Source organism: Bordetella genomosp. 2, assembly GCF_002261345.1.
In the GTDB taxonomy this organism is placed as follows: domain Bacteria; phylum Pseudomonadota; class Gammaproteobacteria; order Burkholderiales; family Burkholderiaceae_B; genus Bordetella_A.
On the sequence record NZ_NEVT01000006.1, the window covers coordinates 185727 to 212705 of the forward strand.

15 protein-coding genes are annotated in these 26979 nt (G+C 69.8%); 1 reads left to right on the top strand and 14 read right to left on the bottom strand.

Translation table 11 applies throughout. From position 1 onward, the window contains the following. Positions 1-85: 85 nt before the first annotated feature. From CAL24_RS11055 to CAL24_RS11090, 8 genes are all read right to left on the bottom strand, one after another. Complete coding sequence (locus CAL24_RS11055; RefSeq protein ID WP_249278528.1) at positions 86-2065, bottom strand: BCCT family transporter; 1980 nt, start codon at positions 2063-2065, stop codon at positions 86-88. 129 nt (positions 2066-2194) lie between these two features. Beyond that, positions 2195-3076, bottom strand: a complete 882-nt coding sequence (locus tag CAL24_RS11060; RefSeq protein WP_094806722.1) for an NAD(P)-dependent oxidoreductase — start codon at positions 3074-3076, stop codon at positions 2195-2197. A gap of 114 nt (positions 3077-3190) precedes the next feature. Next, complete coding sequence (locus CAL24_RS11065) at positions 3191-4213, bottom strand: SDR family oxidoreductase (RefSeq protein WP_094806723.1); 1023 nt, start codon at positions 4211-4213, stop codon at positions 3191-3193. After that, entirely contained in the window at positions 4210-4803 is a 594-nt protein-coding gene (locus CAL24_RS11070; protein ID WP_094806724.1) for a DUF2244 domain-containing protein, read from the bottom strand. Before CAL24_RS11070 ends, CAL24_RS11065 begins: the two co-directional genes overlap by 4 nt. Before the next feature lie 4 nt (positions 4804-4807). After that, positions 4808-6388 (bottom strand): cytochrome c oxidase subunit I, encoded by a 1581-nt coding sequence (gene ctaD, locus CAL24_RS11075; RefSeq protein WP_028356159.1) that lies wholly within the window; start codon positions 6386-6388, stop codon positions 4808-4810. Between the two features lie 89 nt (positions 6389-6477). After that, positions 6478-7467, bottom strand: coding sequence for a lysylphosphatidylglycerol synthase domain-containing protein (locus CAL24_RS11080; protein ID WP_170947072.1), 990 nt, complete (start codon positions 7465-7467; stop codon positions 6478-6480). After that, positions 7460-8668, bottom strand: a complete 1209-nt coding sequence (gene clsB, locus CAL24_RS11085; RefSeq protein ID WP_038853988.1) for a cardiolipin synthase ClsB — start codon at positions 8666-8668, stop codon at positions 7460-7462. Before clsB ends, CAL24_RS11080 begins: the two co-directional genes overlap by 8 nt. Beyond that, the gene (locus tag CAL24_RS11090) at positions 8665-9435 is read right to left on the bottom strand and encodes an endonuclease/exonuclease/phosphatase family protein (RefSeq protein ID WP_094806726.1); all 771 of its coding nucleotides are present in this window, start codon (positions 9433-9435) and stop codon (positions 8665-8667) included. The genes clsB and CAL24_RS11090 overlap by 4 nt, the downstream gene beginning before the upstream one ends. Positions 9436-9730: 295 nt before the next feature. Here CAL24_RS11090 and CAL24_RS11095 point away from each other — a divergent pair, with 295 nt between their 5' ends. After that, the gene (locus CAL24_RS11095; RefSeq protein ID WP_094806727.1) at positions 9731-12787 is read left to right on the top strand and encodes a PAS domain S-box protein; all 3057 of its coding nucleotides are present in this window, start codon (positions 9731-9733) and stop codon (positions 12785-12787) included. Here the strand turns inward: CAL24_RS11095 and treY are convergent. The 6 genes from treY to treS are packed head-to-tail and all read right to left on the bottom strand — an operon-like array spanning position 12765 to position 26978. Further along, entirely contained in the window at positions 12765-15398 is a 2634-nt protein-coding gene (gene treY / locus CAL24_RS11100; protein ID WP_094806728.1) for a malto-oligosyltrehalose synthase, read from the bottom strand. The two genes, CAL24_RS11095 and treY, sit on opposite strands and share 23 nt — an antisense overlap. Then, positions 15395-17488 carry a 4-alpha-glucanotransferase gene (gene malQ / locus CAL24_RS11105; protein ID WP_094806729.1) on the bottom strand — a complete coding sequence of 698 codons (2094 nt, stop codon included), beginning with the start codon at positions 17486-17488 and terminating at the stop codon, positions 15395-15397. Before malQ ends, treY begins: the two co-directional genes overlap by 4 nt. Further along, positions 17485-19323 (bottom strand): malto-oligosyltrehalose trehalohydrolase, encoded by a 1839-nt coding sequence (gene treZ, locus CAL24_RS11110; protein ID WP_432759288.1) that lies wholly within the window; start codon positions 19321-19323, stop codon positions 17485-17487. The genes malQ and treZ overlap by 4 nt, the downstream gene beginning before the upstream one ends. Continuing rightward, positions 19320-21428 carry a glycogen debranching protein GlgX gene (glgX, locus tag CAL24_RS11115; protein WP_094806730.1) on the bottom strand — a complete coding sequence of 703 codons (2109 nt, stop codon included), beginning with the start codon at positions 21426-21428 and terminating at the stop codon, positions 19320-19322. Before glgX ends, treZ begins: the two co-directional genes overlap by 4 nt. Before the next feature lies 1 nt (position 21429). Beyond that, positions 21430-23637 (bottom strand): 1,4-alpha-glucan branching protein GlgB, encoded by a 2208-nt coding sequence (glgB, locus tag CAL24_RS11120; RefSeq protein WP_094806731.1) that lies wholly within the window; start codon positions 23635-23637, stop codon positions 21430-21432. Continuing rightward, positions 23634-26978, bottom strand: a complete 3345-nt coding sequence (treS, locus tag CAL24_RS11125; RefSeq protein ID WP_094807247.1) for a maltose alpha-D-glucosyltransferase — start codon at positions 26976-26978, stop codon at positions 23634-23636. Before treS ends, glgB begins: the two co-directional genes overlap by 4 nt. Position 26979: the final 1 nt, after the last annotated feature.

Sequence of the window (26979 nt, forward strand, 5' to 3'; positions counted from 1 at the left end):
CGCGGCGCTCCTTGTGGGCGGGCCCGCGGGCGGACCCTGTTCCCATGGTAGTGCCTGCGCCGGCCACTGCCAAGGCGCGTATTCGTCAGGCCGGCGGCGCGGGCTCGAGCGAATACAGATAGTGGCGGAAGCGGTCGTAATGATTGACCAGGTCGGCCACGACCTGATCGGTGTGGTAGCCGTAGATATCGTAGCCGCGCCCGCCCTTGTTGAGGAATACCTCGGTGCGGTAGTAGCGCCGCTTCTCGCCTTCGCGGCGGGCCCCGTCGCTGAGCGCGAAGGCGGGGATCGGCTGGCCGACCAGGCGCACGGCGTAGATGAAGTCCTCGGCCGTGCCGCCGTGCTGCACGGTGAGCTGCGCGCCGTCTTCGAGGCGCACCGCCTCGGTGGCGATGTCGCGTTTCTGGAGTTCGGCCGCCACCAGGCCGAAGGCTTCCATTACGGTCTTGTCGATGAAGGCGTTGGCCTGCGCCTTGGTGGGGTGGCTGACGATGCTGTGCAGGCGCTGGCGCAGCGACAGCCCGCCCTGCGAGGCGATCAGCGGGGCGGTGGGCAGGCTGCGGCTGAGATTGATGACGACTTCGTCGCGCAGCCCCTTGAGTATGCCGTAGCACATCAGCAGCATCACGACCGACAGCGGCAGCGCGGCGATGATCGCGGCCGACTGGACCGCCTCGAGCCCGCCCGCCAGCAGCAGGCCGGCGGCCACGCCGCCGCAGGCCAGCGCCCAGAAAATGCGCAGCCACAGCGCCGGCTCCTCGTCGCCCTTGGAGGTGATCATCGACACCACCAGGGCCCCGGCGTCGGAGGCCGTCACGAAATAGACAGCCACCAGCAGTCCGGTGATCCAGGCCAGCAGGCCCGACCAGGGCAGGTAGTCGAACACGGTGAACAGCGCGATCGGCAGATTGTCCCCGACGGTGCGCGAGATATCGCCATTGGCCACGTTGGCGTCCAGCCAGATGGCCAGGTCGCCGAATACGGTGAACCACACGAAGCTGAAGCCGGCCGGCGCGAACAGCACGCCCACCAGGAATTCGCGGATGGTGCGGCCGCGCGAGATGCGGGCGATGAACATGCCCACGAACGGCGACCAGGAGATCCACCAGCCCCAGTAGAACAGCGTCCATTTGCCCATCCAGTCGGTGGGCTCGTAGGCGCTGATGTGGAAGGTGCGCGCCACGAAGGCATGCAGGTAGAGGCCGATGTTCTCCACCAGCGCCTGCAGCAGGAAGCGGGTCGGCCCGAGGATGAGGATGAGCAGCATCAGCCCGACCGAGACCAGGATGATGAATTCGCTGAGGCGGCGGATGCCGTTGTCCAGGCCGGTGGCGACGGTGATGGTGGCCAGCGCGGTGACGATGGCGATGAGGATGAGCTGGGTGCCGAGGGTCTGGGGGATGCCCATCAGGTAGTTCATGCTGGCGTTGAGCTGCGATACGCCCAGCCCCAGCGAAGTGGCCAGGCCGGCCAGCGTGCCCACCACTGCGAAGATGTCGATGAAGTCGCCGATGGGCCCGTGCACGCGTTCGCCCAGGATGGGATGGAAGGCCGAGCGGATGGCCAGCGGCATGCCGCGCCGGTAGCCGAAATACGCCATGGCCAGCCCCAGCACCGCGTAAATGGCCCAGGCGTGCACGCCCCAGTGGAAGAAGGTGATTTCCATGGCGTCGCGGGCCGCCTCGGCCGAGTGGGGCGGGGCGTTGGGCGGTTGCGAATAGTGCATGATGGGCTCGGCCACCCCGTAGAACACGATGCCGATGCCCATGCCGGCGCTGAACAGCATGGCGACCCAGGTGCCGTACTTGTAGTCAGGAACCGAGTCGTCGGGCCCCAGCTTGACGGTGCCGAGGCGGCTCATGGCCAGGCCGAGCAGGAAGATGACGAAGATGCCCACTGCCAGCATGTAGAACCAGCCGGCTTCGTTGGTGATCCAGGTATTGACGACGTCGAAGTGGGCGGCGGCGGATTCCGGGGCGACGACCGCGTAGATGATGAGTCCCAACGCAATGATGGCCGAGCCGATGAAGGTGACCGGCGCGACTGGCGCGGTATTGGTCTGCAATATCTTCCCCTTGGAGTCGTGGCGGACGCAGGTTCGGAAAACGCGCGCGGGCCGCCCGCGAGCGGCCCTTCTTCAGCTTATACCTGGACACCCCGATAATGCAACGAGCCTGGAGATTCGATGCAACAATCAGCGGGCCAGCAGGGACGCCAGGTGCGGCACGGTGGTCTGCGGCGAGGCGGCTTCCAGGCCGCGCTCGAACAATTGCCGGATGGCGTCGGCCGCGCCGTGCACCGCGCCGGCTTCGTCGGCCATGGTGGTGTAGTAGCTCAGGTCCTTGCGCGCATTGGCCAGCGAGAACCGCAGGCCGGAGTCGTCACCCGCTTCCAGGAACGGGCGCATGCGGTCCAGGGCCGCGCCGCCGCCGCCGCCCTTGGCGAGGATATCGACCAGCACCGCCGGGTCGATGCCGGCGCGCTCGGCGCAGGCGGCGGCCTCGGCAATGATGGCGGCGCACCCCAGCGATACGTAGTTGTGGATCAGCTTCATGCGGCGGCCGGCCCCGACCGGCCCGGCGTGCATGATGTTCTCGGCATAGCAGCGCAGCAGCGGCTCGCATCGTTCATACAGCGCGCGGTCGCCGCCGACGATGAGGTTGAGCCGCCCCGCGGCCGCTTCTTTGGGGGTACGCGTCATGGGCGCGTCGAGGAATTGCCCGCCGGCCTCGGCGACCGCCTGCGCGATGCGCACGGTGGACGACGGGATGGCGGTGGAGCAGTCGATGACGATCGTGCCCGGCCGCAGCCCCTGCAGCAGCCCGTCGGGGCTGAACAGCACATCCTCGACCTGCGGCGTGCCCGTGACGCACAGTATGACCACGTCGGCCTGGCGGGCCACTTGCGCCGGGCTGGCCACCTTGGCGGCGCCGGCCGCCAGGAGGCCGTCGACCGGCTGGTTGCCGGGGTGGTCGAGCAGCACCAGCGGATAGCCGTGCTTGATGATGTTGCTGGCGATGCCGTGGCCCATGAGGCCCACGCCGATCATGCCGATGGTGTCTTTGCCGCTAGTCATGAGATGGATGCGCGCTGGAGTTGAACGAGGAGCGCCCGCCGCAGTTCCGTGCGGCGGGCGTCGATCATCATACAAGTAAGCGGAAAGTCTGTGCCAGCGCGCGCCGGTAGGCGATCAATGCCAGCGCTTGCCCCGGGCCGCGCCGATGACCGTGCCGCACACCAGCGCGGCCGCGCCGGCCCACAACAGGCCGCGGCCGCCGGTGGTCAGGTGGGTGTAGACGCTGCCCCGCCGCACATGCGGCACATCGCCATCGCCGCGCGCCGTATCGGCGCGCGACGGCGCGCCGGCCTCATAGAGGGCGTCGGCGCGATCGCCGGCGGGCCGGTCGCTGCGCTGGTGGCGGATCAGCCATCCGGCCATGCGGTCGGCCAGTCCGGGCATGCACTGGCCCATCGACGAGATGGCCTTGGAGGCGCTGCCGACGTAGATGTCGCGGCGCGGATGTTCGGCGGCATAGAGAATGGCGCGGGCCACTGTCTCGGCCGAGTAGAGCGGCGGCGGCAGGCGCGGCTCGACGTCCATGTAGTTGCGCGCATGGTCGGCATAGCCGGTGGCGATGGAGGCCGGCTTGATCAGCGTGACCGAGATCGGCGCCGCCTCGGCCTCCAGTTCCATGCGCAGCGCGTCGGTATAGCCCTTGACGGCATGCTTGGATGCCGAGTAGGCGCCTTGCAGCGGCACGGCCCAGTCGGACACTTCGCTGCCCACGTTGATGAGCGCGCCGCCGTGCTTTTTCAGGTGCGCGGCCGCCGTGGTCGAGCCGTACACGACGCCCCAGTAATTGGTGTCGAACAGCCGACGCTGGTCTTCGATGGGCACATCCTGCAGGCGGCCGAAGATCGAGACCCCGGCGTTGTTCACCCAGGTGTCGATCTGGCCGTAGCGCTCGATGGCGGCGCCCAGTATGCGGTCGTGGTCGGCCGCCACGCCGACGTCGGCCGGCACGGCGAGGGCGTCGCCGCCGGCGGCGCGGAGCTCGTCGACGACCTGGTTCAAGACCTCCTGGTTGCGGCACGCCAGCACCACCTTGGCGCCCCGGCGGGCCGCCAGGCGGGCGGTGGCCAGGCCGATGCCGCTGCTGGCGCCGGTGATGACAATGACCTGGTCATGCAATTTTTTCAAACGGACTTTCATGAGGGGCTCCTGTGCCTGAAGAGGGGCGGACCAGGCGGGGATGTCGTCGCGGGTCCGCGCCAGGGCAGTGAATGCCGCAGTTCGGCTTCGATGCGGCGGTGTTCTTCCATGGGCACGTGGCGTGCCAGCCGCAGGCGGAACGAGCCGTAATGCAGCCACAGCGAACCCGGCGCGTCGGGCGGCCGCACCAGCCGGGCCCAGTTGCGGTTGAACACGTGGCGGGTTACGGCCGGCCCGCTTTGCACGTCCACCACCAGCCGGCCGTCGGCCAGCAGCATGACGGTCTCGCCGTCGCGCACATGGCGCGCGAACGACAGGGCCGCGCAAGCGAGCAGCAGAATCTCCGCCGCGCCGTAGACCGCCACCGGCCACAGGCCGCGCAGTGCGAAGCCCAGGCTGACCGCCAGCGCGATGCCCGCGGTGAATCCCATGCCGAGCAGGAACTGGCGAGGCGTGACGCAGCAGGTGCGCCGCAGTTGCCAGCAGCGTTCGACCGGCAGGCCGTCCGGCGGCTGCGCCGCGCGAGGCGGGCACGGGATGGGCGGGGCGGCGGGCGGCTGCGCGCCCGCCAGGGACGGGGCGGGTCGCATGGGCTCAACGGATATCCGGCGGAACGGCGAAGGTATGGTGCGGCGCCGGCGAGGGCACCGTCCATTCCAGGCCCTCCGCGCCTTCCCAGGGCCGGGCGGCGGCGCGCTGGCCCTTGCCGCGGTAGCAGCTCAGCATGGCATACAGGAACAAGAGCTGCGACAGGCCGAACCAGAAGGCGCCGATGGTGGCCACCTGGTGGAAGGTGGTGAATTGCGCGGCGTAGTCGGCATAGCGGCGCGGCATGCCCGCCAGGCCCAGGAAGTGCATCGGGAAGAACGCGACGTTGAACGAGATCATGGTGGACCAGAAGTGCAGCTTGCCGAGCTTTTCGCTGTACATGCGGCCGGTCCACTTGGGCACCCAGTAGTACGCGCCGGCGAACAGGGCGAACAGCGAGCCCGCCACCAGCACATAATGGAAGTGGGCCACCACGTAATAGGTGTCCTGCACCTGGATATCGATGGGAGCGATGGACAGTATCAGCCCGGTGAAGCCGCCGATGGTGAACACGAAGATGAAGCCCACGGCGAACAGCATGGGGGTCTCGAAGCTGAGCGCGCCGCGCCACATGGTGGCGACCCAATTGAAGACTTTCACGCCGGTAGGCACCGAGATCAGCATGGTCGCGTACATGAAATAGAGCTGCCCGGGCAAGGGCATGCCGGTGGTGAACATATGATGCGCCCAGACCAGGAATGACAGCACCGCGATGGCGGCGGTGGCGTATACCATCGAGGCATAGCCGAACAGCTTCTTGCGGGCGAACGTGGGCACGACCATCGAGATGATGCCGAACGCGGGCAGGATCATGATGTAGACCTCGGGATGCCCGAAGAACCAGAACACGTGCTGGTACAGCACCGGGTCGCCGCCGGCGGCGGCGTTGAAGAAGCCGGTGCCGAAATGGCGGTCGGTGAGGATCATCGTGACCGCGGCGGCCAGCACCGGCATCACGGCCAGCAGCAGGAACGCGGTGATCAGCCAGGTCCAGCAGAACATCGGCATCTTCATCAGCGTCATGCCGGGCGCGCGCATGTTCAGGATGGTGACGATGATATTGATCGCGCCCATGATGGACGAGGCGCCCATGATGTGCACGGCGAAGATGGCCAGGTCCATGCCAGGCCCCATCTGGGTGGATAGCGGCGCGTACAGCGTCCAGCCGGCGGCGGTGGCGCCGCCCGGCACGAAGAACGAGGCGGTCAGCATGATGGCGGCCACGGGCAGCAGCCAGAAGCTGAAGTTGTTCATGCGGGCGAAGGCCATGTCGGCCGCGCCGATCTGCAGCGGAATCATCCAGTTCGCGAAACCGACCAGCGAGGGCATGATCGCGCCGAAGATCATGATCAGGCCGTGCATGGTGGTGAACTGGTTGAACAGTTCGGGCCGGAAGAATTGCAGGCCGGGCTCGAACAGTTCGGTGCGCAGCAGCAGCGCCAGGACGCCGCCTTCCAGCAGCATGACGAACGAGAAGATGAGATACATCGTCCCGATGTCTTTGTGGTTGGTGGCGAACAGCCAGCGGCGCCAGCCATGAGGCGCCGCATGGCCATGCGGCGCCTCGTCGTGGGTCAGTGTGTCCATGGCGGATCCCGGGAAGAGGGGCGGAATGGCGCAGGCGGCAGCAAGCGCCATGCCGGGACGACGGCGCGGTGTCGTGGCGGGAAATTGTTTCAGCTGGCTGCGGCCCGTCGTGCGCCGCCGCGCCGCAGCCGCGCTTCCAGCGCCGCATAGGCGACCAGGGCCACCGCCAGGGGCGCGAGGTAGTAAAGCGCGCGGTAGGCCAGCAATGTGCCCAGTACCTGGCTTTGCGGCACTTCCGAGGCCAGCATGGTGACGAACACGGCCTCCAGCACGCCCAGGCCGCCCGGGATGTGGACCAGCGCGCCGGCGATGCTGCTGATGAGCAGGGCCGCCAGCACCAGGGTGTAGGAAACCTGGCGCTCGAACAGCAAGTACAGGATGCCGGCGATGGCGCCCCAGCACAGCACCGCGGTGATGCATTGCAGCAAGGCCAGCCGCAGCGACGGCAGCGGGATGTGGCGGCCGGCCAGATGCAGGTGGCGGCGGCGCGACACCGCGCACAAGACCAGGTACGCGCTGGCCGCCACCAGCATTGCGCCGCCGGCGATCTCCAGGGCGAGGCTGCTCAGGTGCCAGGCGGTGGGGGCCTGGTGCAGCGTGAACAGCACGCCGAACAGCCACAAGTACCCCAGCCAGTTGGTGAAGATGCTCATCGCCAGGATCTTGGAAATGACCGATACGCGCAGTCCCAGCTTGCCATAGAGCCGGAATCTCAGGCCTACCCCGCCGATCAGGGCGCCCAGGTTGACGTTGATGGCATAGCTGACGAACGCCACGGCCATGGTCGTGGCCGCGCCCAGCCGGTGGCCGGTGTACGCCCGGCCGATGAGGTCGAAGGCGCTGTAGGCGACGTAGGCCACCGGCACCAGGCAGGCGCTTTCCAGCAGGGCCGTATTGGACATGCGCTGCAGCACCTGCCACACCTCGTGCCATTGCACATCGCGCGCCAGCTGCACCAGCAGGACGATGGCCGCCACCATGAACAGGCCGGTCCAGACGCGCCGCGTGCGGCGCCAGAAGCGGCGCGTGCCGCGCCATGCCGTGCGCCAGGCCGGGCGGACAGTGTCAATGTCAGTCATGGCGCGGTTCCTCGGTATCCATGGCGGGCTGGGCGGGATCCACCCGCTGCAGGCGGGCAGGGCGCGCCGGCAGGCTGCCGGCCCAGGCGGGAAAGCGATGCAGCACATGGAAGACCGCCACGCCGAACCAGAGCCGCCGCAGCACGCGCTTGAACCCGTGCTTGGGGACGATCTGGCGGCAGTGGCGCTCGATCAGGGTTTCGAGCGAGTCGCGTAGTTCGGCGGTGAACGCGCGGTCGCGCACGATCACATTGGCTTCCAGGTTGAGAGCCAGGCTGAGCGGATCCAGGTTGCTGGAGCCCACGGTAGCCCATTCATCGTCCACGCAGGCCACTTTACCGTGCAGCGGGCGCTCGCAGTATTCGTAGATGGTCACGCCGGCCGACATGAGGTAGTCGTACAGCGTGCGGGCGGCGAGTTGCGCGATGGGCATGTCGGGTTCGCCCTGCAGGATCAGGCGGACCCGTACGCCGCGCCGGGCCGCGTTGCGCAGGTCGCGCAACAGCCGGTAACCGGGGAAGAAATAGGCATTGGCGATGATGATGTCCTGCTGGGCGGTGCGGAAGCCGGCCCGGTAATAGCGCTCGATATCGGTGCTGTGACGGTCGTTGTCGCGCGTGACGAACAAGGCCGAGCCCTGGCCGCGGGCGCCGTGCGCCGGCCCGCGGCGCGCCGGCCAGCGCTGCCGGCGTCCGCCCCGCACGGCGGCCTGCGCGAAGCGGCGGATGTCTTCCACGACCGGGCCCTGCAGCTCCACCGCATAGTCCTGCTTGGCGGTGGGACCGAATTCGGTCAGGTGGTCGGCCGAGAAGTTGATCCCGCCGACGAAGGCCGTCTGGCCGTCGACGACCACGATCTTGCGATGCATGCGGCGCAGCGCGTTGACGCGGAACCCGAACACGCGCGGCTGGGGGTCGAAGATGTGGAAGCGCACGCCGGCCTTCGCCAGGCCGCCGATGAATGCGTCGTCGAGGCAGTCAGAGCCGTAGCCGTCCACGGTGACATCGACCTCGACGCCGCGCCCGGCCGCCTCGATGAGGACCGCGCGCAGTTCCTGGCCCACTTTGTCGTCGAACAGGATGAAGGTCTCGAGCAGGATCTCGCGCCGCGCCGCGCGCAGCGCTTCGAATACCCGCGGGAAGAACTCCTCGCCGTTCTCCAGCAAACGCACGGTATTGCCCTGGCGCCACGCGGCGGTCATAGCCGGACCTCCGCCGCCAGCGGGGCATGGTCGGACAGGTGGCGCCAGACACGCGAGGCCAGGGGCACGGGACGGGCGCCCGCCACGTCGCGCACATAGATGCGGTCCAGAGCCAGCATGGGCCAGCGGGCCGGGAAAGTGCGCGGCTCGCGGCCGAGCGCGGTGCGGAACACGTCGCGCGCCGAGCAGGCGGCCATGAGCTGGCCGGCGCGGCGGCGCCAGTCATTGAAATCGCCGGCGATGAGAACCGGCGTGCCGGCCGCGATGCCCCGCACCAGCCCGCACAGGCGTCCCAGCTGTACCCGCCGGTGGGCTTCGCGCAGCCCTAGGTGTACGCATATGACATGCAGTTCGCGGCTCAGGCCCGGATGGCGTACGGTGCAGTGCAGCATGCCGCGGCTCTCGTGGCTGCCCACCGAGACGTCGTGGTTTTCATGATGGAGGATCGGCCAACGCGACAGCACCGCGTTGCCATGGTCGCCGTCGGGATACACCGCGTTGCGGCCGTAGGCGAAATCGCTCCACAGGCTATCGGCCAGGAACTCGTACTGCGACGTGGCGGGCCATGCCGCCAGGCGCCGCGCGTGGCGGTGATGCGAACCGATGACTTCCTGCAGGAAGACGATGTCGGGGCGCGCGTCGCGCAACGCGGCGCGCAGTTCGTGCAGGATGAACCGCCGGTTGAAGAGGGTGAAGCCTTTGTGGACATTGACCGTCAGCACCTTGAGTGTGGCGGGCGTGCAGCTTGCCGTTTCCTGGCCAGGCATGTAGCTCTCCGTTGGGCGATGCCGCCCGTCATGCAAGCGCCGTGCCAGCGTCCAGCCGAGCCATGGAGAGGGCCGGCAGGCTCTTTTTTACCAACCGATGCAAAAAATACCGGCCGTGGCCGGCGGCGTTGCGGCCCGGCCGCGTCCGGGGCGGGCACGCGACATGCTGGGGGCAGCGCCTGCGTTGCGGGGTGTTACGCTGTTTGTTTGCGCGAGGCTGCAAGAGTGCCCTAAAGTCTTGCAAGTCGAGGCCTCGCGACTTGTGCCGCCTCCGCGACCCGCGCACGAGGGTGTAATGTTCAGCAAGCAAGACCGCGTTCGTAATCCATGGACCGACACGCGCGCCCGGCTCGAGGACGAGCGTGTCATGCTGCACCGTATCGCCACCGGCATGCCGTTGGACGAGGTGATGGATCAGGTCTTGCGCAGCATCGAGCAGCAGTCCAGCGTGGAGCTGATCACGTCGATCGCGTTCGTCGACGAGGCCAATCATTGCCTGCGCCATGGCGTGGCGCCCGGCCTGCCCGCCGAATTCGTGGCGGCGATCGACGGCGCGGAGATCGCGCCGGATGTCGCTTCGTGGGGCGCGGCCGCATACTTCGGCAGCCCGGTGTACATAGACGACATCGCAGTACACCCGAATTGGCAGCGCTGGCGCGACCTGGCGCTCAAGCACGGCCTGCGGGCGTGCTGGTCCACGCCGATCAAGGGCACCGACGGCGGGGTGCTGGGGGTGTTCTCCAATTATTATCGGGTGCGGCACCTGCCGTCCCCGAGCGATATCGACGCCATGGCGCTGGTCACCCGCATGGCGGCCTTGGCCATCGAACGCCATCGCACCGAGCAGGCGCTGCGCGATAGCAGCGAGCGTTGGCGCGGCATGTTCAACCGGATGCAGGAAGGCTTCTTCCTGGTCGAGGCCATGCGCGGCGCGGACGGCAAGGTGGCGGATTTCCGCTTCCTGGAAGTCAATCCGGCGTTCGAACAGCAGAGCGGCCTGCAGTCGGGCGACACGCTCGGCCATTCGCTGCGCGAGATGATCCCCGGCGTGCCGGACCTCATCATGGAGACCTTCATCAATGTGGTGGAAAGCGGCGAATCGGCGCAGTTCGAACTGGCCGCGCCGCACCAGGGTCGCGAGGCCTGGTACGAAGCCCGCGTACACAAGGAGGGGCCGGAGCGCATTACCGTCCTGGTGCTGGACATTACCGCGCGCAAGGCGGCCGAGGCCGAGCTGTGGGCCGAGCAGCATCGCAAGAACTTCCTGCTGTCGCTGTCGGACCAGATGCGGGAGATCCACCAGCAGGCCGATATCGAACATGTAGCATGCGAGGCGCTGGGGCGGCACCTGGAACTGAGCGTCGCGGCCGTGCTGGACTTTTCCGGCGATGCGCCGCCGCGCATCGCCACCTGCTGGATGTCGGAACAGGCGCTCGCCGAAGGGGATACTTTCGAGCCGGGCCAACTGGGCGAAGAGTGCATCCAGGCTTTCGAGAATGGCCGCACGGCGTATATTTCGCCGTTGTTGACCAGCGCGCGGGGTGACACCAGCCCCAAGGCCATCGCCGTGCCGCTGCGCCGCTGGGGCTGGCCGTCCGGCATGCTGTATGTGCGGCCGCACCCGAGTCACCGGCTCAAGGGGCCGGATATCGCTTTCATCGAGGGAGTGGCCGAACGCCTGTGCGAGGCGATCGAACGGTCGCAGTACGCGCGCGTGCTGGAGCAGCGCATCGAGTCGGCGATTGCGGAACGCGACCGGATCTGGCGCCTGTCGCCGGAGCTGCTGGCGGTGGCCAATGCGCGCGGCCGTTTCGTCAGCGTCAATCCGGCGGTGCGCACGATTCTCGGCTGGACCCCCGAGCAATTCCTGGCCATGCCGCTGGCGGAGCTGGCGCATCCGGACGACCAGCAGACCATCAAGGCCAGCCTGCTGCGCGGCGACGGCGCCGAGCCGCCGGGCGTGCGGCACCTGGAGTGCCGCCTGTTGAACAAGCAGGGCACTTATAACTGGATCACCTGGACTATCTCCTGGGCCCACGACAACTTCTATCTGGTCGGCCGTGACGACACCGATTTCAAGCTGCAGGCCGAGCAGCTGCGCCAGGCCCACGCGGCCTTGCTGCAGTCCCAGAAAATGGAGGCAGTGGGGCAACTGACGGGCGGCATTGCCCATGATTTCAACAACATGCTGCAAGGCATCAGCGGCGCGCTGTATCTGATCCAGCGCAAGCTGGACGCGGGCAAGTACAGCGAAGCCAACCGGTTCATCGAGACGGCCATGGACTCCACTGGCCGCGCCGCGCGGCTGACGCAGCGCCTGTTGAGTTTTTCGCGGCGCCAGCCGCTCGATCCCAGGCCGCTCGATCCCGCCGCGGCGCTGGTCTCGATGGAAGACCTGTTTCGCCGCTACACCGGCGAAGGGATAGCGCTGGTCTGTCGCGCCGCGCCCGACCTGCACATGGTCAAGTGCGACGTCAACCAGTTCGAAAGCGCGTTGCTCAACCTGGTGATCAACGCCTGTGACGCCATGCCGGATGGCGGCCAGCTGACGGTGGAGGCGCTGAACACCCGCCTGGATGCCGATTTCCTGCGGCGCTATCCCGACGTGCTGCCGGGTGAGTTCGTGGAGGTCCGGGTGGCCGACGAAGGCTGCGGCATGGCCCCGGAGGTGCTGGAACGGGCGTTTGAACCGTTTTTCACCACCAAGCCGCTGGGCGAGGGTACCGGCCTGGGCCTGTCGACGATCTACAGTTTCGCCCGCCAGGCGGGCGGCCTGGTCGCCATGAGCAGCGAGCCCGGCGCGGGCACCGTGGTCAGGCTGTGCCTGCCGCGCTACGAGGGCAAGCCCGAGGACGCCCGGCCCGGCGCGGAACCGGAGCGCGGCGATGCCGGCGAGCTGCCCGCCGAGGCGGTGGTGGTGCTGGTCGAGGACGATGTCAATGTGCGCGAGATGGTGCGCGAAAGCCTGGTCGGCCTGCGGTTGCGGGTGCTGGCCGCATCCGATGGCGAAGCCGGCGCCAAGCTGGTCGCCGGCGCGCCCCGCGTGGATCTGTTGCTGACGGATGTGGGGCTGCCCGGCCTGAACGGCCGCCAGCTGGCCGACATGGCGCGCGAATCGCATCCCGGGCTCAAGGTGCTTTTCATGACCGGTTACGCCGAGAATGTGGTCGACGGCAGCGAATTCCAGGGCGACGGCCTGGAAGTCATCCTCAAGCCGTTTTCGCTGGGCGAGCTGATCAAGCGCATCCGCAAGATATTGCGCAGCGTGCCGCCGGCGCAGCCGGCGGCACGGGCCGGGGCTCCCGGCGCCGCGCGGGAAGGCACGGCCCTCAGCCAGCCATGCGCACGGTGACCGGCAGCGCCTGCAGGAGCGGCGCCACCGGCACATAGCCGTGCGCATCGGCACGCGCGACATCCTGCGTACGGAGATCGCGCCAGGGCTGGCGGACCAGGCCGGCCGGCAGCCGCACCCGGGTGTCGGCCCAGAATTCGGCCGCCCGGGCCGGCTCGCCGCCAGCGGCCAGCCGCATGCCGCACAGGCGCGGCACCACCACCAGCGCGTGTTGCTCGCCGTGGCTGCGCACATACGCCACGACATGGGCGGCCCGCGCGCCGTGGACCGAGAGCGGCAGGTATGAACCGTGCCCGAACAGCAGCGGATAGCCGGCCCGCAACTGCAGCAGGTGGTGGATGAGGGCCTGCTTGACTTGCCCGGATCGCCATGGCGGCGGCAGGCCGGCCCAGTCCTGGCCGGTCTCCGGCACGGGCGCCGCGGCGGCCGCCAGCGTGGCGTGGCGTAGCGGGTAGTCGACCGGCCGGCGGTTGTCGGGGTCCACCAGGCTGAAATCCCACAAGTCGGTGCCTTGATAGAGGTCGGGCACGCCCGGCACCGTCATGTGGAGCGCGACCTGGGCCAAGCTGTTGACCAGGCCGGCCGGCGCGATGTGCTGCACGAACGCGCCGATCTCGCCTAGCGGAGTCGCCCCGCCTTCGCCCTGTCGCAGGCGTTCCAGATAGTCCGCGCAGGCGGCTTCGTAAGCCGGGTCGGGCTCGGTCCAGCTCGAATGCTGCTTGGCTTCGCGCACCGCCTTGGTCTGCCAGGCGCGAACCCGTTCCAGGAACGCGTCCAGGCCGGCGGCGTCAGCCGGGTCCAGCCCGACCGGCCAGGCGCCCACCAGGGTCTGCAGCAACTGGTAGCGGTCCGCCGCGGACGGGGCCGCGCCGGCCGCGCCGAGCCAATGCTGGACGCGCCGCAGCCATTCCAGAGGGATCTCGGCGAGTACGGCCAGGCGCGCGCGCGCGTCCGCGCCGCGCTTGTGGTCATGCGTGGCGGTCGCCAGCATGGCGGCGGGGAAACGCCGCGCCCGCGCGGCGCAGGCGCGATGGAAATCGGCCACCGACAGCCCGAACCGGTCCGGCGAGGCGCCCACCTCATTGCGCGACAACAGTGGCCCATAGCGGTAGAACAGCGTATCTTCGAGCGCCTTGGCGGCCAGCGGCGGCGTCAGTTGCTGGAAGCGCCGCAAGGCTTCGCGCTGCACGGCCGGTTGCGGCGAGCCGCCGGCCAGCCAGCGATTGACTTGGTCGAGCAACCGCGCGTCGGCGCGCGACCAGGCCAGCCCCGGCAGATGGCGCGCGCGCGCCGCGGCCGCCTGGCAGCGCGCCTGGTCGGCCGCGTCGCGGCCCTGCGGGCCCGCATAGGTGCGATAGACCGTGAACGCGGCGAGCCAGCGCGTCAGCACGCGGTCGATGGCATCTTCGCTCCAGTCGCGCGTGTCGGGGTCCAGCCGCGCCACCTGCAGCAGCGCGCGCGCCAGGGCGCGCCGTTCGGCGGCGAAATGGCGCGTCAGCATGCGCAGGCGCGCCGCTTCCAGCTGCTCGCGCACCGGCCGGGCATCGCGCGCGAGGACCTGCCAGGCCTGCGTGAGCACGGGCTCGGCGGCGGCGTCGTGCAGCAGCGCGCCGACCTGGTCCATGAAATCGTAGCCGGTGGTGCCGTCCACGTCCCATTGCTCATCCAGGGTTTCGTCCGGGGCGAGGATCTTTTCCACGACCACGTAGGGATCGCGCGGCAGGCCGGCGGCCAGGCGCGCCTGGCCGCAATCGCGCAAGGCCTCCCGCAGCCGCCTGCAGTAATCCTGGGGCTCGGCCAGCCCGTCGATGTGGTCCACCCGCACCCCGTCGATGAGGCCTTCGGCATACAACCGCAGCGGCAGGGCGTGGACCGCGTCGAAGACCTCGGGCCGCTCGACCCGGACGCCCACCAGCGTGGCGATTTCAAAGAAGCGCCGCCAGTTGATCTGGTCCGCCGCCGTGCGCCACCACGCCAGCCGGTAGTGCTGGCGCTCCAGCAGCGCGTGCAGGCGGGCGCGGCCATCGGGGTCGGCCGGATCGTGTGACGCGCGCGGCTCGCCGGGCGTGGCCTGTTCGGGCTGCGTGCCGGCCGCCAGGGGCAGGCGGGCGTCGCCGACCTGTACCGCGAATTCGCCGCTGCCTGGTTCGCGGACCAGCACGATGCCGCCTGCGCGCAGCGTCTCGCCGTACGGCTCCGCCAGGCACGGCAGCAGCACTTTGCCGTGCAGGGCCGGGTCGGCCGGCCGCCAGTCGATGTCGAACCATTCCGCGTAGCGGCTGGCCGGCCCGCGCGCCAACACGTCCCGCCACCACGGATTGGCGCTGTCGGCGGCCATGTGATTGGGCACGATATCGGCGATCAGGCCCATGTCGTGCTTGCGCAGGGCGTTCACCAGGCGTTCCAGCGCGGCCTCGCCGCCCAGTTCGGGGTTGACGCGGCTGTGGTCGACGACGTCGTAGCCATGGGTCGAGCCGCGCCGCGCGCAGCCGAGCGGCGACAGATAGAAATGGCTGATACCCAGCCGCGCGTAGTACGGGACTTGCCCGGCCGCATCGTCCAGCGTGAAGCCGGCATGCAGCTGCAGGCGGACGGTGGCGCGCGGGATCATGGCGTGCTCCGGCAGGTCTTGATCGTGTCGATGCGGGCACGCACGGATGGGTCGGCCAGCAACTGTGCGCAGCCGCGCGGCAGGCGCTGGCGCCAGTTGGGATGCCCGGCGGTGGTGCCGGGCAGGTTGGGCTGGTCGGCCAGCCCGGCCAGGTCTTCCAGCGGCGCGAGCATCAGCGGGGCGGGCGTGGCGGCGACAAAACCCAGCATGGCCGCGACCGGCGCTTCCCGCGGGGCTGGCCCGGCGTGCGCCAGCCCGGCCGCGCGCAGGGCCGCCCACAGCGCGTCGCGCTCGCGCCGCCGGGCCTGGCGGGCGGCGGCGCCCGGCATGGCGCCGAGCCGCTCGCGCCAATCCAGGTCGCGCCCTTCCCACCAGCCGCGCAGGGTGGGGAGATCGTGCGTATCCGGCATGGCGAGCGCATCGGCCGGCCAGCGGTCCGGCGGGATGAAGGCGGGCGGCTGGTCCGGGCCGGAGGCGGTCTGGAACCACAGCACGCTGGTGCCCAGCACGCCGCTCTGCGCCAGGCGGTCGTTGAAGCCTTCAGGTACGGTGCCGAGGTTTTCTCCCACGATCAGAGCCCCATGGCGCCAGGCCTCCAGCGCAACGAGGCGCAGCAGGTCTTCGAGGGGGTAGCGCAGGTAGGCGCCTTGCGCCGGCGTGGCGCCGCGCGGCACCAGCCACAGGCGCGCCAGCCCCAGGATGTGGTCGATGCGCAGTCCGCCGGTGTCGGCCAGCGCGGCGCGCAGCATCTCGATGAAGGCGGCATAGCCGGAGGCGCGCAGCGCGCGCGGCGAGAAGGCCGCCAGGCCCCATTGCTGGCCGGCGTCCTGGAACAAGTCCGGCGGCGCGCCGATCGTCACGCCGTCCAGCATGTCGGCCTGGCGGCTCCAGGCGTGGCTGCCGCAAGGGTCGGTGCCGACCGCGAGATCGGCGATCAACCCCAGCCGCATGCCCGCGCCGCGCGCCCGGGACTGGGCGCGGGCCAGGCTGGTGCGCGCCAGCCACTGCATGAAGACGTGGAAGGCCACCTCGCGTTCGTGCGCCGCGCCGAACCCGCGGGCGCGCGGCGAACTGGGATCGCGCAATTCTTCCGGCCATTGCCGCCAGTCCCGCGCGGCGCCGGGGCCCGCCCCGTGGCGCGCGTCCAGCACCTCGAACACCGCGTGGCTCTGCAGCGCGTCGCCGCCGGCCTGGCGGAATTGCGCGAAGGCATCGCGCAAGGCCGGCCCGGCTTCGTCGAGCCGGTCATAGAGTTGGCGCAGCAGCGCCAGCCGCAGTGCGCCCGCGGCCTGCCAGTCGATATGGGCGGCGCGCTCGAGCCGGGCGGCGCGTTCGCTGCCGCCGATGGCGGCCATGGCCGCGCGTACTGCGTCCGCGCCGAACACGGCGCACGGGTCGGCGTACAACGCGTTCAGGAATAGGCGGCTGGAGGGCGCATACGGGCTGCAGGCCGCGGGATCGGCGCTGAACATGGCGTGCACCGGGCTGATGGCCAGCGCATCCGCGCCGCGGCGGCCCGCCTGGACCGCCAGGTCGGCCAGCGCGCCGAAGTCGCCGTAGCCGCCCGCCGCCGGGTGGGCGGCCGGGTCGTGGTGGCGCAAGCTGTAGATCTGCGCCGCGACGCCCCAGGCGCGCGGGCTTTCCTGCTGCAGCAGCTCCGCTGGCGACGGGCAGCGCGGCGGCGCCGCGGCCAGCACGGTCGATGCGCCGCCGAGTTCGAGGCGGTGATATCCGGGCCGTTGCGGAATGGGCAGGTAGCCGCGGCCGTCCTGGCTGAGCGTGTGTCCGTCCAGGACGGAGCCGTCTTCGCATTCGATGCGGTAGGGGCGCGGGCGGTTTTCGGGCAGCGGCAGCCGCCCGCCCGCGTCGACCACCGCCAGGGCGGGCGCGGCGGCGGGCTGGCGCAGCCGCGCCAGGCTGTCGCGCGCCAGGGCGGGAGTGCCGGCCGGCAGGTCGAGGGCCTCCAGCACGGCGCGCAATGACTCGGCGGAAACGGTTTGCGGCCGCTCGTGGGCATCCACCCACCGTACGGCAATGCCGGCCGCCTCGGCCAGCAGCGCCAGCGGATCCGAGGCCGCCGGCGTGTTCATTGTGCTTCCTCCAGCAGGCAGATGGTGCAGGCGCCGGGCAGCGCGCCGCGCCGCAAAGCGTCGAGCGCGCCGTGGCAGCTCTCGAACAGCAGCACGCCGGCGCCGCTTTGCGGCATCGAGGCGGGTATGGCCGCCTCGTCGTCGCCCAGGTTGGCGTACAGCGACAGGCGCGCGCCGTCGTTCATGTGCCAGTGCGCCGCCACCGCGCATGGTCCCAGGGCGTCGGCGCGCTCGGCGCGGGCGCCGGGCAGGCGCGGCACGACAAAATGCCGGCGCACCGCCAGCAGGGCCCGGTAGTACTCCAGCCATTGCGCCGCCTCGGCGCCGTCGGTCCAGGGATAGCAGGCCGCGTAGGTGTCGTATTCGTTGGGATCCGGCAGGGCCCGGGACGTGCCGCCCGCGCCCGCGTCGAAGCGGAATTCGCGCTGGCGCCCGGCCCGCACCGCCTCCGCCAGCGCGGGGTCGGCATGATCCGTGAAGTACAGGAAAGGCGCCTGCGAACCGCATTCCTCGCCCATGAAGATCAGTGGGATCTGCGGCGCCAGCAGTTGCAGCGCGACGGCCGCCCGCAACGTATCCGGGTGTTCGCCGACCAGCGTGCGCAGCCGCTCGCCTAGCGCCCGATTGCCGATCTGGTCGTGGTTCTGCAGGAACAGCACGAACGCGGTGGGCGGCAGGTCCGCGCTCGGTTCGCCGCGCCGGCGGGCGGCATCGCGCCGCGTCGGCTCGCCCTGGTAGGCGAACCCCTCGGCCAGGCAGCGCGCCAGCATCGCGGCGGGCGCCTCGGTGTAGTCCGCGTAGTAGCCGTGCGTCTCGCCGGTCAGCAGGTGGTGCAGCACGTGGTGGCCGTCGTCGTTCCATTGAGCGTCGTAGCCCTGGACCAGCAAGGAGGCGCGATTGTCGTCGTTTTCCACCACCAGGTGGATGTGGCGCTGCGCCGGAATGTGGCTGCGCACGTAGCGTGCCAGGTCGGGCAGCCACTCGGGGTTGGCGATGGCGTGGACCGCGTCCAGGCGCAGGCCGTCGAAGCGGTATTCGGTCAGCCAGTACAACGCATTCTCTTCGAAGAAGCGCCGCACTTCCGGCCGGCGGAAATCGATGGCCGGGCCCCACGGGGTTTCCAGGTCGCGGCGGAAGAATGGCTCGGCGTAGTCCGCCAGATAATTGCCGTCCGGGCCGAAGTGGTTGTAGACCACATCCAGCATGACGCTCATGTCCAGGGTATGGGCGGTGTCGATCAGGTGTTTCAGCTGCAGCGGCGTGCCGTAGCGTGTATCGGGCGCGAAAGGCAGCACGCCGTCGTATCCCCAGTTGCGCCGGCCGGGGAAGTCGGCGATGGGCATCAACTGCACGACAGTGATGCCCAGCGAGGCCAGGTGCGGCAGGCGTTCTTCGAGCCCGGCAAAGCCGCCCGCCAGGCCGGCATGGACTTCGTAGATGACCGCTTGCTCCCAGGGGCGGCCCGACCAGTCGGGGCGGGACCAGGTATAGCCCCCGGGCGCCGTGACGACGCTCGTGCCGTGCGCGTCGTCGGCCTGCTGGCGCGAGGCTGGGTCGGGCACCCGGCGCTCGTCGTCGAGGCGGTAGCAATAGCGTGCCCCGGCCGGGCACGCCACCCGCGCCTCGGCCCAGCCCTGGGCGTCCGGTTGCAGGGGGATGGGGTCCATGCCCTCGATTTCCAGCGCGAGCGTGGCCGGCGCGGAAGGCGCCCACAGGCGGAAGCAGGTCGTGCCGTCGGGCATGAGCAGCGCGCCGAAGCGCGGCAGGGCATCGTCCACCGGTGCGCCCGGCATGGCGGGCGCGCGGAGGGCGGGGCTGGCGGGCGAAATATTCATGGCTCGACTCCGGGGACGCGGGCGCTGAGCAGCGTCAGGCTGTGCGCCGGCACCTCGACCTGCGCGCCGGTCGCCGGCCGTGCTTCGTCCTGGGCGTGGGCGCTGTTGACTTCCAGCGTCCATGTCAGCGCGGGCTCCGGCAGGTGGAAAGTCACCGGCGCGTCGCTGGCGTTGAGCAGCAGCAGGGTGACGTCGGCCTCGTCGCCAACCGGGCAGGCGCGTCGCATGGCCAATGCGCGGCGGCCCGCGTCCTGCCAGTGCGCCGGGTCCATCGGTTCGCCGTTCTCGGTGAACCAGCCCAGCGCCGGCACGCCGGGCGCCGCTTCGCGGTTGGCGTCGCCATAGCGGTCCGCGCGCAGGCTGGGATGGGCGCGCCGCAGGGCGGCGAGCCGCCCGGCATAGCGCGCCAGGCTCGCGCCGGGCTCATGGGTGGCCTGGGTCCAGTCGAGCCAGCTGATGGGGTTGTCCTGGCAATAGGCGTTGTTGTTGCCTTCCTGCGAGTTGCCGAATTCGTCGCCGGCCAGCAGCATGGGCGTGCCGTCGGCCAGCAGCACCGTGGCCAGCATCGCGTGCTGGACCCGCGCGCGCAGCGCCTGCACGGCCTCGTCGCCGCCCGGACCTTCGTGGCCCCAGTTGGCGCTGAAGTTCTCCGCGTGGCCGTCATTGCCGTCCTCGCCATTGGCCTCGTTGTGGCTGGCGCCGTAGCTGACCAGGTCCTGCAGGGTAAAGCCATCGTGCGAGGCGACGTAGTTGATGCTGGCCCAGGGACGGCGGTGGCGCCGGTCGAACAGGTCGCGCGAACCGGCCAGCCGGGCCGCCAGTTCGCCCACCATGCCGTCGTCGGCGCGCCAATAGCGACGCACGCCGTCGCGGAACTTGTCGTTCCATTCGGCGAAGCCGGGCGGGTGCTGGCCAAGTTGATAGCCGTTCGGCCCCACGTCCCAGGGTTCGGAGATCAGTTTCAGGCGCGCCAGCTCCGGATCCTGCAGGATGGCGTCGAAGAAGCCCGAGCCCGGATCGAAACCCGTGCCTTCGCGCCCCAGCGTGACGCCCAGGTCGAAGCGGAAGCCGTCCACCCGGTAGGCCGAGGCCCAGTAGCGCAGCGAGTCCATCACCATCTGCAGCACTCTGGGATGGGAAATATTGAGGGTGTTGCCGCAGCCCGTGTCATTGATGTAGTGGCGCTCCTCGCCCGGCACCAGGCGGTAGTAGCTGGCGTTGTCCAGGCCGCGCCACGACAGGGTGGGGCCCAGTTCGCTGCCCTCGCACGTATGGTTGTAGACCACGTCGAGGATCACCTCGATGCCGGCGGCATGCAGGCGCCGCACCGCCTGCTTGAGTTCGTTGGGACCGCCGTGCGGCACGTAGGCTGGCTCCGGCGCGAAGAACGACAGGGTGCTGTACCCCCAATAGTTGCGCAGCCCGCGCTCGACCAGGAAGCGGTCCTGCAGGAACGCATGCACCGGCAGCAGCTCGACCGCGGTGATGCCCAGGCGATGCAGGTGGTCGATGAAGCGCGGATCGGCCAGCGCGGTGGCGGTGCCCCGCAGCGGCGTGCGCAGGTCTTCGCGCTGCATCGAGGCGCCGCGCAGGTGCACCTCGTACAGTATGGTCTCGTTCCATGGCGTGGCGGGCGGCACGCTGCGGCCCCAGTCGAAGTAGTCGTCCACGACGATGGCCTTGGGCATCGCCAGCGCGCTGTCGCGGCGGTCCATGCTGAGGTCGGCCTTGGCGTGCTGCAGGCGATAGCCGAACAGCGCGTCGGACCAGCGCGGCGAGCCGGTCAGGCGCCGTGCGTAGGGATCCAGCAGCAGCTTGTGCGGATTGAAGCGGTGGCCATTGCGGGGATCATACGGGCCATGGGCGCGGTACCCGTACACCAGCCCCGGCTGCGCGTCGGGCAAGTAGCCGTGCCAGACTTCGTCGGTGCATTCGGGCAGCGGCAGGCGGCACAGTTCCTTGCGGCCGCGGTCGTCGAACAGGCACAGCTCGATGCGGGTCGCATTGGCGGAGAAGACCGCGAAATTGACGCCCAGCCCGTCGCTGGTGGCGCCCAGCGGGTAGGGCGCTCCCGCGGTCAGCCGGCGTTGTGCGGGAATGGCCATGTCATACCTCGTGTCGTAGCAGCAGAGTCGATAGCGGCGGCAGGTTCAGCACCACCGATTGCGGCTGGCCGTGTGCCGGAGCGTCTTCCGTGTGGGCCAGGATGGGGCCGGCCAGCCCGGCGCCGCCGTAGGCCGCATCGTCCGTGTTGATCCGCTGGCGCCAGCGGCCGGCCAGGGGCACGCCGATGCGGTAGTCGTGGCGCGCCACCGGGGTGAAATTGCAGATCGCCAGCACATGGTGCTCGCCATCGGTGCGCACGAACGCCAGCACGCTGTTGGTCTCGTCGTCGCCTACCATCCAGGCGAAACCCGCCGGGTCGGCATCGCGCCGGTGCAATTCCGGCAGCTCGCAGTACAGGTGGTTCAGGTCGGCCACCAGCCGCTGCATGCCGCGCCGGGCCGGATCGTCCAGCAGGTTCCAGTCGACCGGGACGTCGTGGTTCCATTCGCTTTCCTGGGCGATCTCGCCGCCCATGAACAGCAGCTTCTTGCCTGGATGCGCCCACATATAGCCGTAGTACAGGCGCAGCTGGGCCATCCGGTCGGCCGGGCTGCCGGGCATCTTGCCCAGCAGCGAGCCCTTGCCGTGCACCACCTCGTCGTGCGACAGCGGCAGGATGTAGCGCTCGGAGTAGGCGTACATCATGCCGAAGGTCACGTCGTGGTGATGGTAGCGGCGGTGCACCGGGTCGTGGCGCATGTAGCGCAGCGTGTCGTGCATCCAGCCCATGTTCCACTTGTAGTCGAAGCCCAGGCCGCCGTCGCGCGCCGGCGCGGTCACGCCAGGCCAGGCGGTCGATTCCTCGGCCACCGTGATGGCGCCGGGGCATTCGCACGCCACTACGGTATTGAGCTCGCGCAGGAAATCCACCGCCTCCAGGTTCTCGCGCCCGCCGTAGCGGTTGGGCACCCATTCGCCCGGCGCGCGGCTGTAGTCGCGGTACAGCATCGACGCCACGGCGTCGACGCGCAGGCCGTCCACGTGGAAATCGCGCAACCAGTGCAGGGCGCTGGCGATCATGTAGGCCTTCACTTCGGTGCGCCCCAGGTTGTAGACCAGGGTGTTCCAGTCGGGATGGAAGCCTTCGCGCGGATCGGCGTATTCGTACAGGGCCGTGCCGTCGAAGCGCGCCAGCCCATGCGGGTCATCGGGGAAATGGGCCGGGACCCAGTCCAGGATCACGCCCAGCCCGGCGGCGTGGCATTGATCGACGAAGCGCGCGAAGTCGGCCGGCGTCCCGTAGCGCGCGCTGGGCGCGAACATGCCGAGCGGCTGGTAGCCCCAGGAGCCGCCGAACGGATGCTCCATGATCGGCATCAGCTCGATATGGGTGAAGCCCAGCGCGCGGGCATAGGCCGGCAGGCGGGCGGCCAGCCTGTCCCACAACGGCCCCGGAGCGGGGTCGTCCAGCCATGAGCCGACGTGGACTTCGTAGATGGCGAGCGGCGCGTCCGGGCCCTGGCGGGCCGCGCGGCCGTTCATCCAGGCGCTGTCGGTCCAGGCGAAAGGCGCCGCGTCCGGCACGATCGATGCCGTGGCGGGCGGAACCTCGGCCTGCCGGGCCATTGGATCGGCGCGCAGCGTGGTGACATCGTCGGCGCCGAGGATCTGGTACTTGTAGCGGCTGCGCGGCGCCACGCCGGGCACGAAGATCTCCCAGACGCCGGCGGCATGGCGCAGCCGCATGCCGTGGCGCAGGCCATTCCAGCCGTTGAAATCGCCGACCAGCGCCACGCGCCGCGCGTTGGGGGCCCACACCGCGAACCGCACGCCGGCCACGCCGTCGATCTCGCAGTTGCGGGGGCCCAGGCATTGCCCGGCATACAGCCAGGAGCCCTGGGCCAGCATTTCCAGGTGCGATTCTTCCAGCAGCGGCCCGAAGGCGTAAGGATCGACCAGCAGTTCCGAGCCGCCGTCCGGCCAGCGCACCCGCAGCCGGTAGCGGGGCCGGCCGGCCCCGCAGTGCGCACTGATATCGGCAGCGTACAGCCCGTCGCCGACCGGCGGCAGCGCCAGCTCGGCGCCGTCCTCGAAGACGGCATCGACACTGAGCGCGCAGGGCATCAGCACGCGCAGCACGGTGCGGTCGTCCAGCCGGTGGGGGCCGAGCACCCCGAAGGCGTCGGCGTGCCGGCCGGCCAGCAGGGCTTCCTGGACGGATGGCGCGATACCGTGGCTGCGCACAGCAGGACTGGCAGCGTCGCTCATGGGCGGTGTTCCTCGTGGTCGATGGCGGCGGAAATCAGAAGCGAACGCGCGAGCTCGGCCAGCCCGCACAGGGGAATGGAGACCCAGTCCGGACGATGCCTGGCCTCGTAGCCGATCTCGTAGGCCGCCTTCTCGATCAGGGCGGCCTGGATCAGCGCCTGTTCGCGCTGCGGCGGCAGTTTCAGCGCGTCATCGGCGCCGCTGTGATAGCCCTGCATGAAGGCTTGCTCGGCGCGCGCGCGGAACTGCTCCAGCAGCATGCCGCGCCGGTCCTGCTGGGCATCGGCCGCCGCGCCGGCGCCGGCCGCGCCGGCCGAGGGCGGGCTGCCCAGCGGGTCGCCGCGGCTGACCGTGGCCGCGGCATAGTCGAACGAACGGAGCATGCCGGCCACGTCTTTCAACGGGCTGGTCTTGGCCCGCCGCGCCGACAGCGGCCGCCCGGGTTCGCCTTCGAAGTCGATCAGATAGGCATCGGTCTGCGCCAGCAGCACCTGGCCGAGGTGGAAGTCGCCATGGATGCGCAGGTGCGGCGTGCCGGTCTCGGCCTGCGCCAGGACGGCGATCCGCTCGACCAGCCGGTCGCGGTGTTCGTCCAGCCAGGCAGCGCATGCGCGCGCGCCGGGTTCCAGCGTGTCGCGCAGGCCGCGCAGGGTGTGCAGGGCGCGGTCCAGCATGGCCACGATCTGCTCGGCGCGCGCCTGCGCGTCTTCGCTCTGCGCGACCTCCGGGGCGAAGGCCGGGTCGTCGCAGGGGCGCGCCAGCACGCTGTGCAGTTCGGCCAGGCGGCGCCCCACCGTGCAGGCGACGGTGGCGTAGCCCGCCAGTCCCTCGTTGAATTCTTCGACACTGGCGTCGCGCAGCAGGGCATCGTCGAGCGCGCGCTTGAGGTAGTCGATGGTCCAGACCCAGGCGTCGCCTTCATGGATCAGGTAGGCGTGCAAGAGGGCCAGCGTGCGGGTCGAGCCGTCGGCGTCCCGGCGCGCCACTTCGCCCAGCAGCGCCGGCGTATTGGCATAGCCGGCCTGGGTCAGGCGGCGCGACATCTCCACTTCGGGAAAAACGCCGGCCTCCACGCGACGCAGGATCTTCAGGATGGCGGCCTCGCCGATCGTCACCGAGCTGTTGGTCTGCTCGCCGCCGTGCCAGTGCAGCGGCGCGTCGGCCGGCAGGTCCAGGTCGCGCAACCCGGGTTCGGCCAGGAAACACAGGGTGGACTGCGATTCGCCGCCGGCCGGCTGCTCGCGCCCGGCCCGCAGCGCGGCCACCAGGGTGCGCACGAAGCCTTCCTGCAGCGATGCGTCGGTCAGCACGCCGACATCGGCGCCGCGCCGCGTGCGGGCCAGCACATAATGCTGCTGCGACGCCGGTTTCCAGGCCACGGCCAGCGGCACATGCAGGCGCTGGCGCGCGGCGCCCGTGCCAGTCTCGATCTCGGTGACCAGGTATTCCTCGGTGCCGCCGCCGGCCAGGGGCGTGCTGTCGACCAGGCGCGCCTCCTCGATGCGCCGCTCGGCCGGGAACCAGCGCTGCCGCTGCAGGAACGTGGGCAGCACGTCATGCTCCAGCGCGCGGCGCGACGATTCCGTCAGCGCGAAGCCGCTGCGCCCGCGCAGCACCAGGGTGGTCAGCTCGGGCATGCGCGCCGGCGCCTGCGTGTGCCAGGCCGGCGAGGGCCGGTCGCTCGACAACTCGAACCAGTAGAAGGCATAAGGCGGCAGGGTCAGCAGGTAAGGCAGCTTGCCGATGTCCGGGAACGGGCTTTCGCCCAGCATCTCCACCGGCACCTTGCCGTCGAACTCGGCCAAGTCCAGTTCCACCGGCTGGGCGGTATTGGACAGGTTGGCCACGCACAAGACGGTGGTTTCGCCGTCCTGGCGCAGATAGGCGAGGATCTTGCGGTTGCCGGGATACAGGAAACGCAGCGTGCCGCGTCCGAATATTTTCGACTGGCGGCGGATCGCAACCATGCGGCGGGTCCAGTTCAGCAGCGAGTGCGGATCGCGCTGCTGGGCCTCGACGTTGACCGCCTCGTAGCCGTAGAGCGGTCCCATCAGGACGGGCAGCGGCAGGCGCTCCGGGTCGGCGCGCGAAAAGCCGCCATTGCGGTCGGGCGACCACTGCATGGGCGTGCGCACGCCGTCGCGGTCCCCCAGGTGGATGTTGTCGCCCATGCCCAGTTCGTCGCCGTAGTAGAGCACCGGCGTGCCCGGCATGGACAGCAGCAGGCTGTTCATCAATTCGATGCGCCGCCTGTCCCGTTCCAGCAGCGGCGCCAGCCGCCGGCGGATGCCCAGGTTGATGCGGGCGCGCGGATCGGCCGCATAGACATTCCACAGATAGTCGCGTTCTTCGCTGGTGACCATTTCCAGCGTCAGCTCGTCGTGGTTGCGCAGGAAAATCGCCCACTGGCAGGTCGGCGGGATCTCCGGCGTCTGCTTGATGATGTCCGTGATGGGAAAACGGTCTTCCTGGGCGATGGCCATGTACATGCGCGGCATCAGCGGGAAGTGGAACGACATGTGGCATTCGTCGCCATTGCCGAAGTACTCCTGCGCGTCCTCGGGCCACTGGTTGGCCTCGGCCAGCAGCATGCGGCCCGGGTACTCCGCGTCGATCACGGCGCGGATGCGGCGCAGGATCTGGTGCGTTTCCGGCAGGTTCTCGTTATTGGTGCCCTCGCGCTCGACCAGGTAGGGCACGGCGTCCAGCCGCATGCCGTCCACGCCCATGTCGAGCCAGTAGCGCATGACCGACAGTATCTCCTTCAGCACCTGCGGATTGTCGTAGTTCAGGTCGGGCTGGTGCGAATAGAACCTGTGCCAGAAGTAGGCCCCCGCCACCGGGTCGCGGGTCCAGTTGGATTTTTCCGTATCGCAGAAGATGATGCGGGTGCCGGCATAGGCCTGGTCGTCGTCCGACCATACGTAGTAATTGCGCGCCGCGCTGCCCGGCCGGGCGCGCCGCGCGCGCTGGAACCACGGATGCTGGTCGGAAGTGTGGTTGACCACCAGTTCGGTGATGACGCGTAGGCCGCGCGCATGCGCGGCGCGGATGAAGCGGCGCGCGTCGGCGATGGTGCCGTAGTCGGGATGCACGCCGCGGTAGTCGGCGATGTCGTAGCCGTCGTCGCGCCGCGGCGAAGGGTAGAACGGCAGCAGCCAGATCGTGTCCACGCCCAGGCTGGCGATGTAGTCCAGTTTCTCGGTCAGGCCGGGGAAATCGCCGATGCCGTCATTGTTGGCGTCGTAGAACGACCGGATGTGCAACTGGTAGATGACCGCGTCCTTGTACCAGAGCGGCGTAGCGTGTGGCGGCGGCAGGGCGGAGGAGGCTGGAGACATG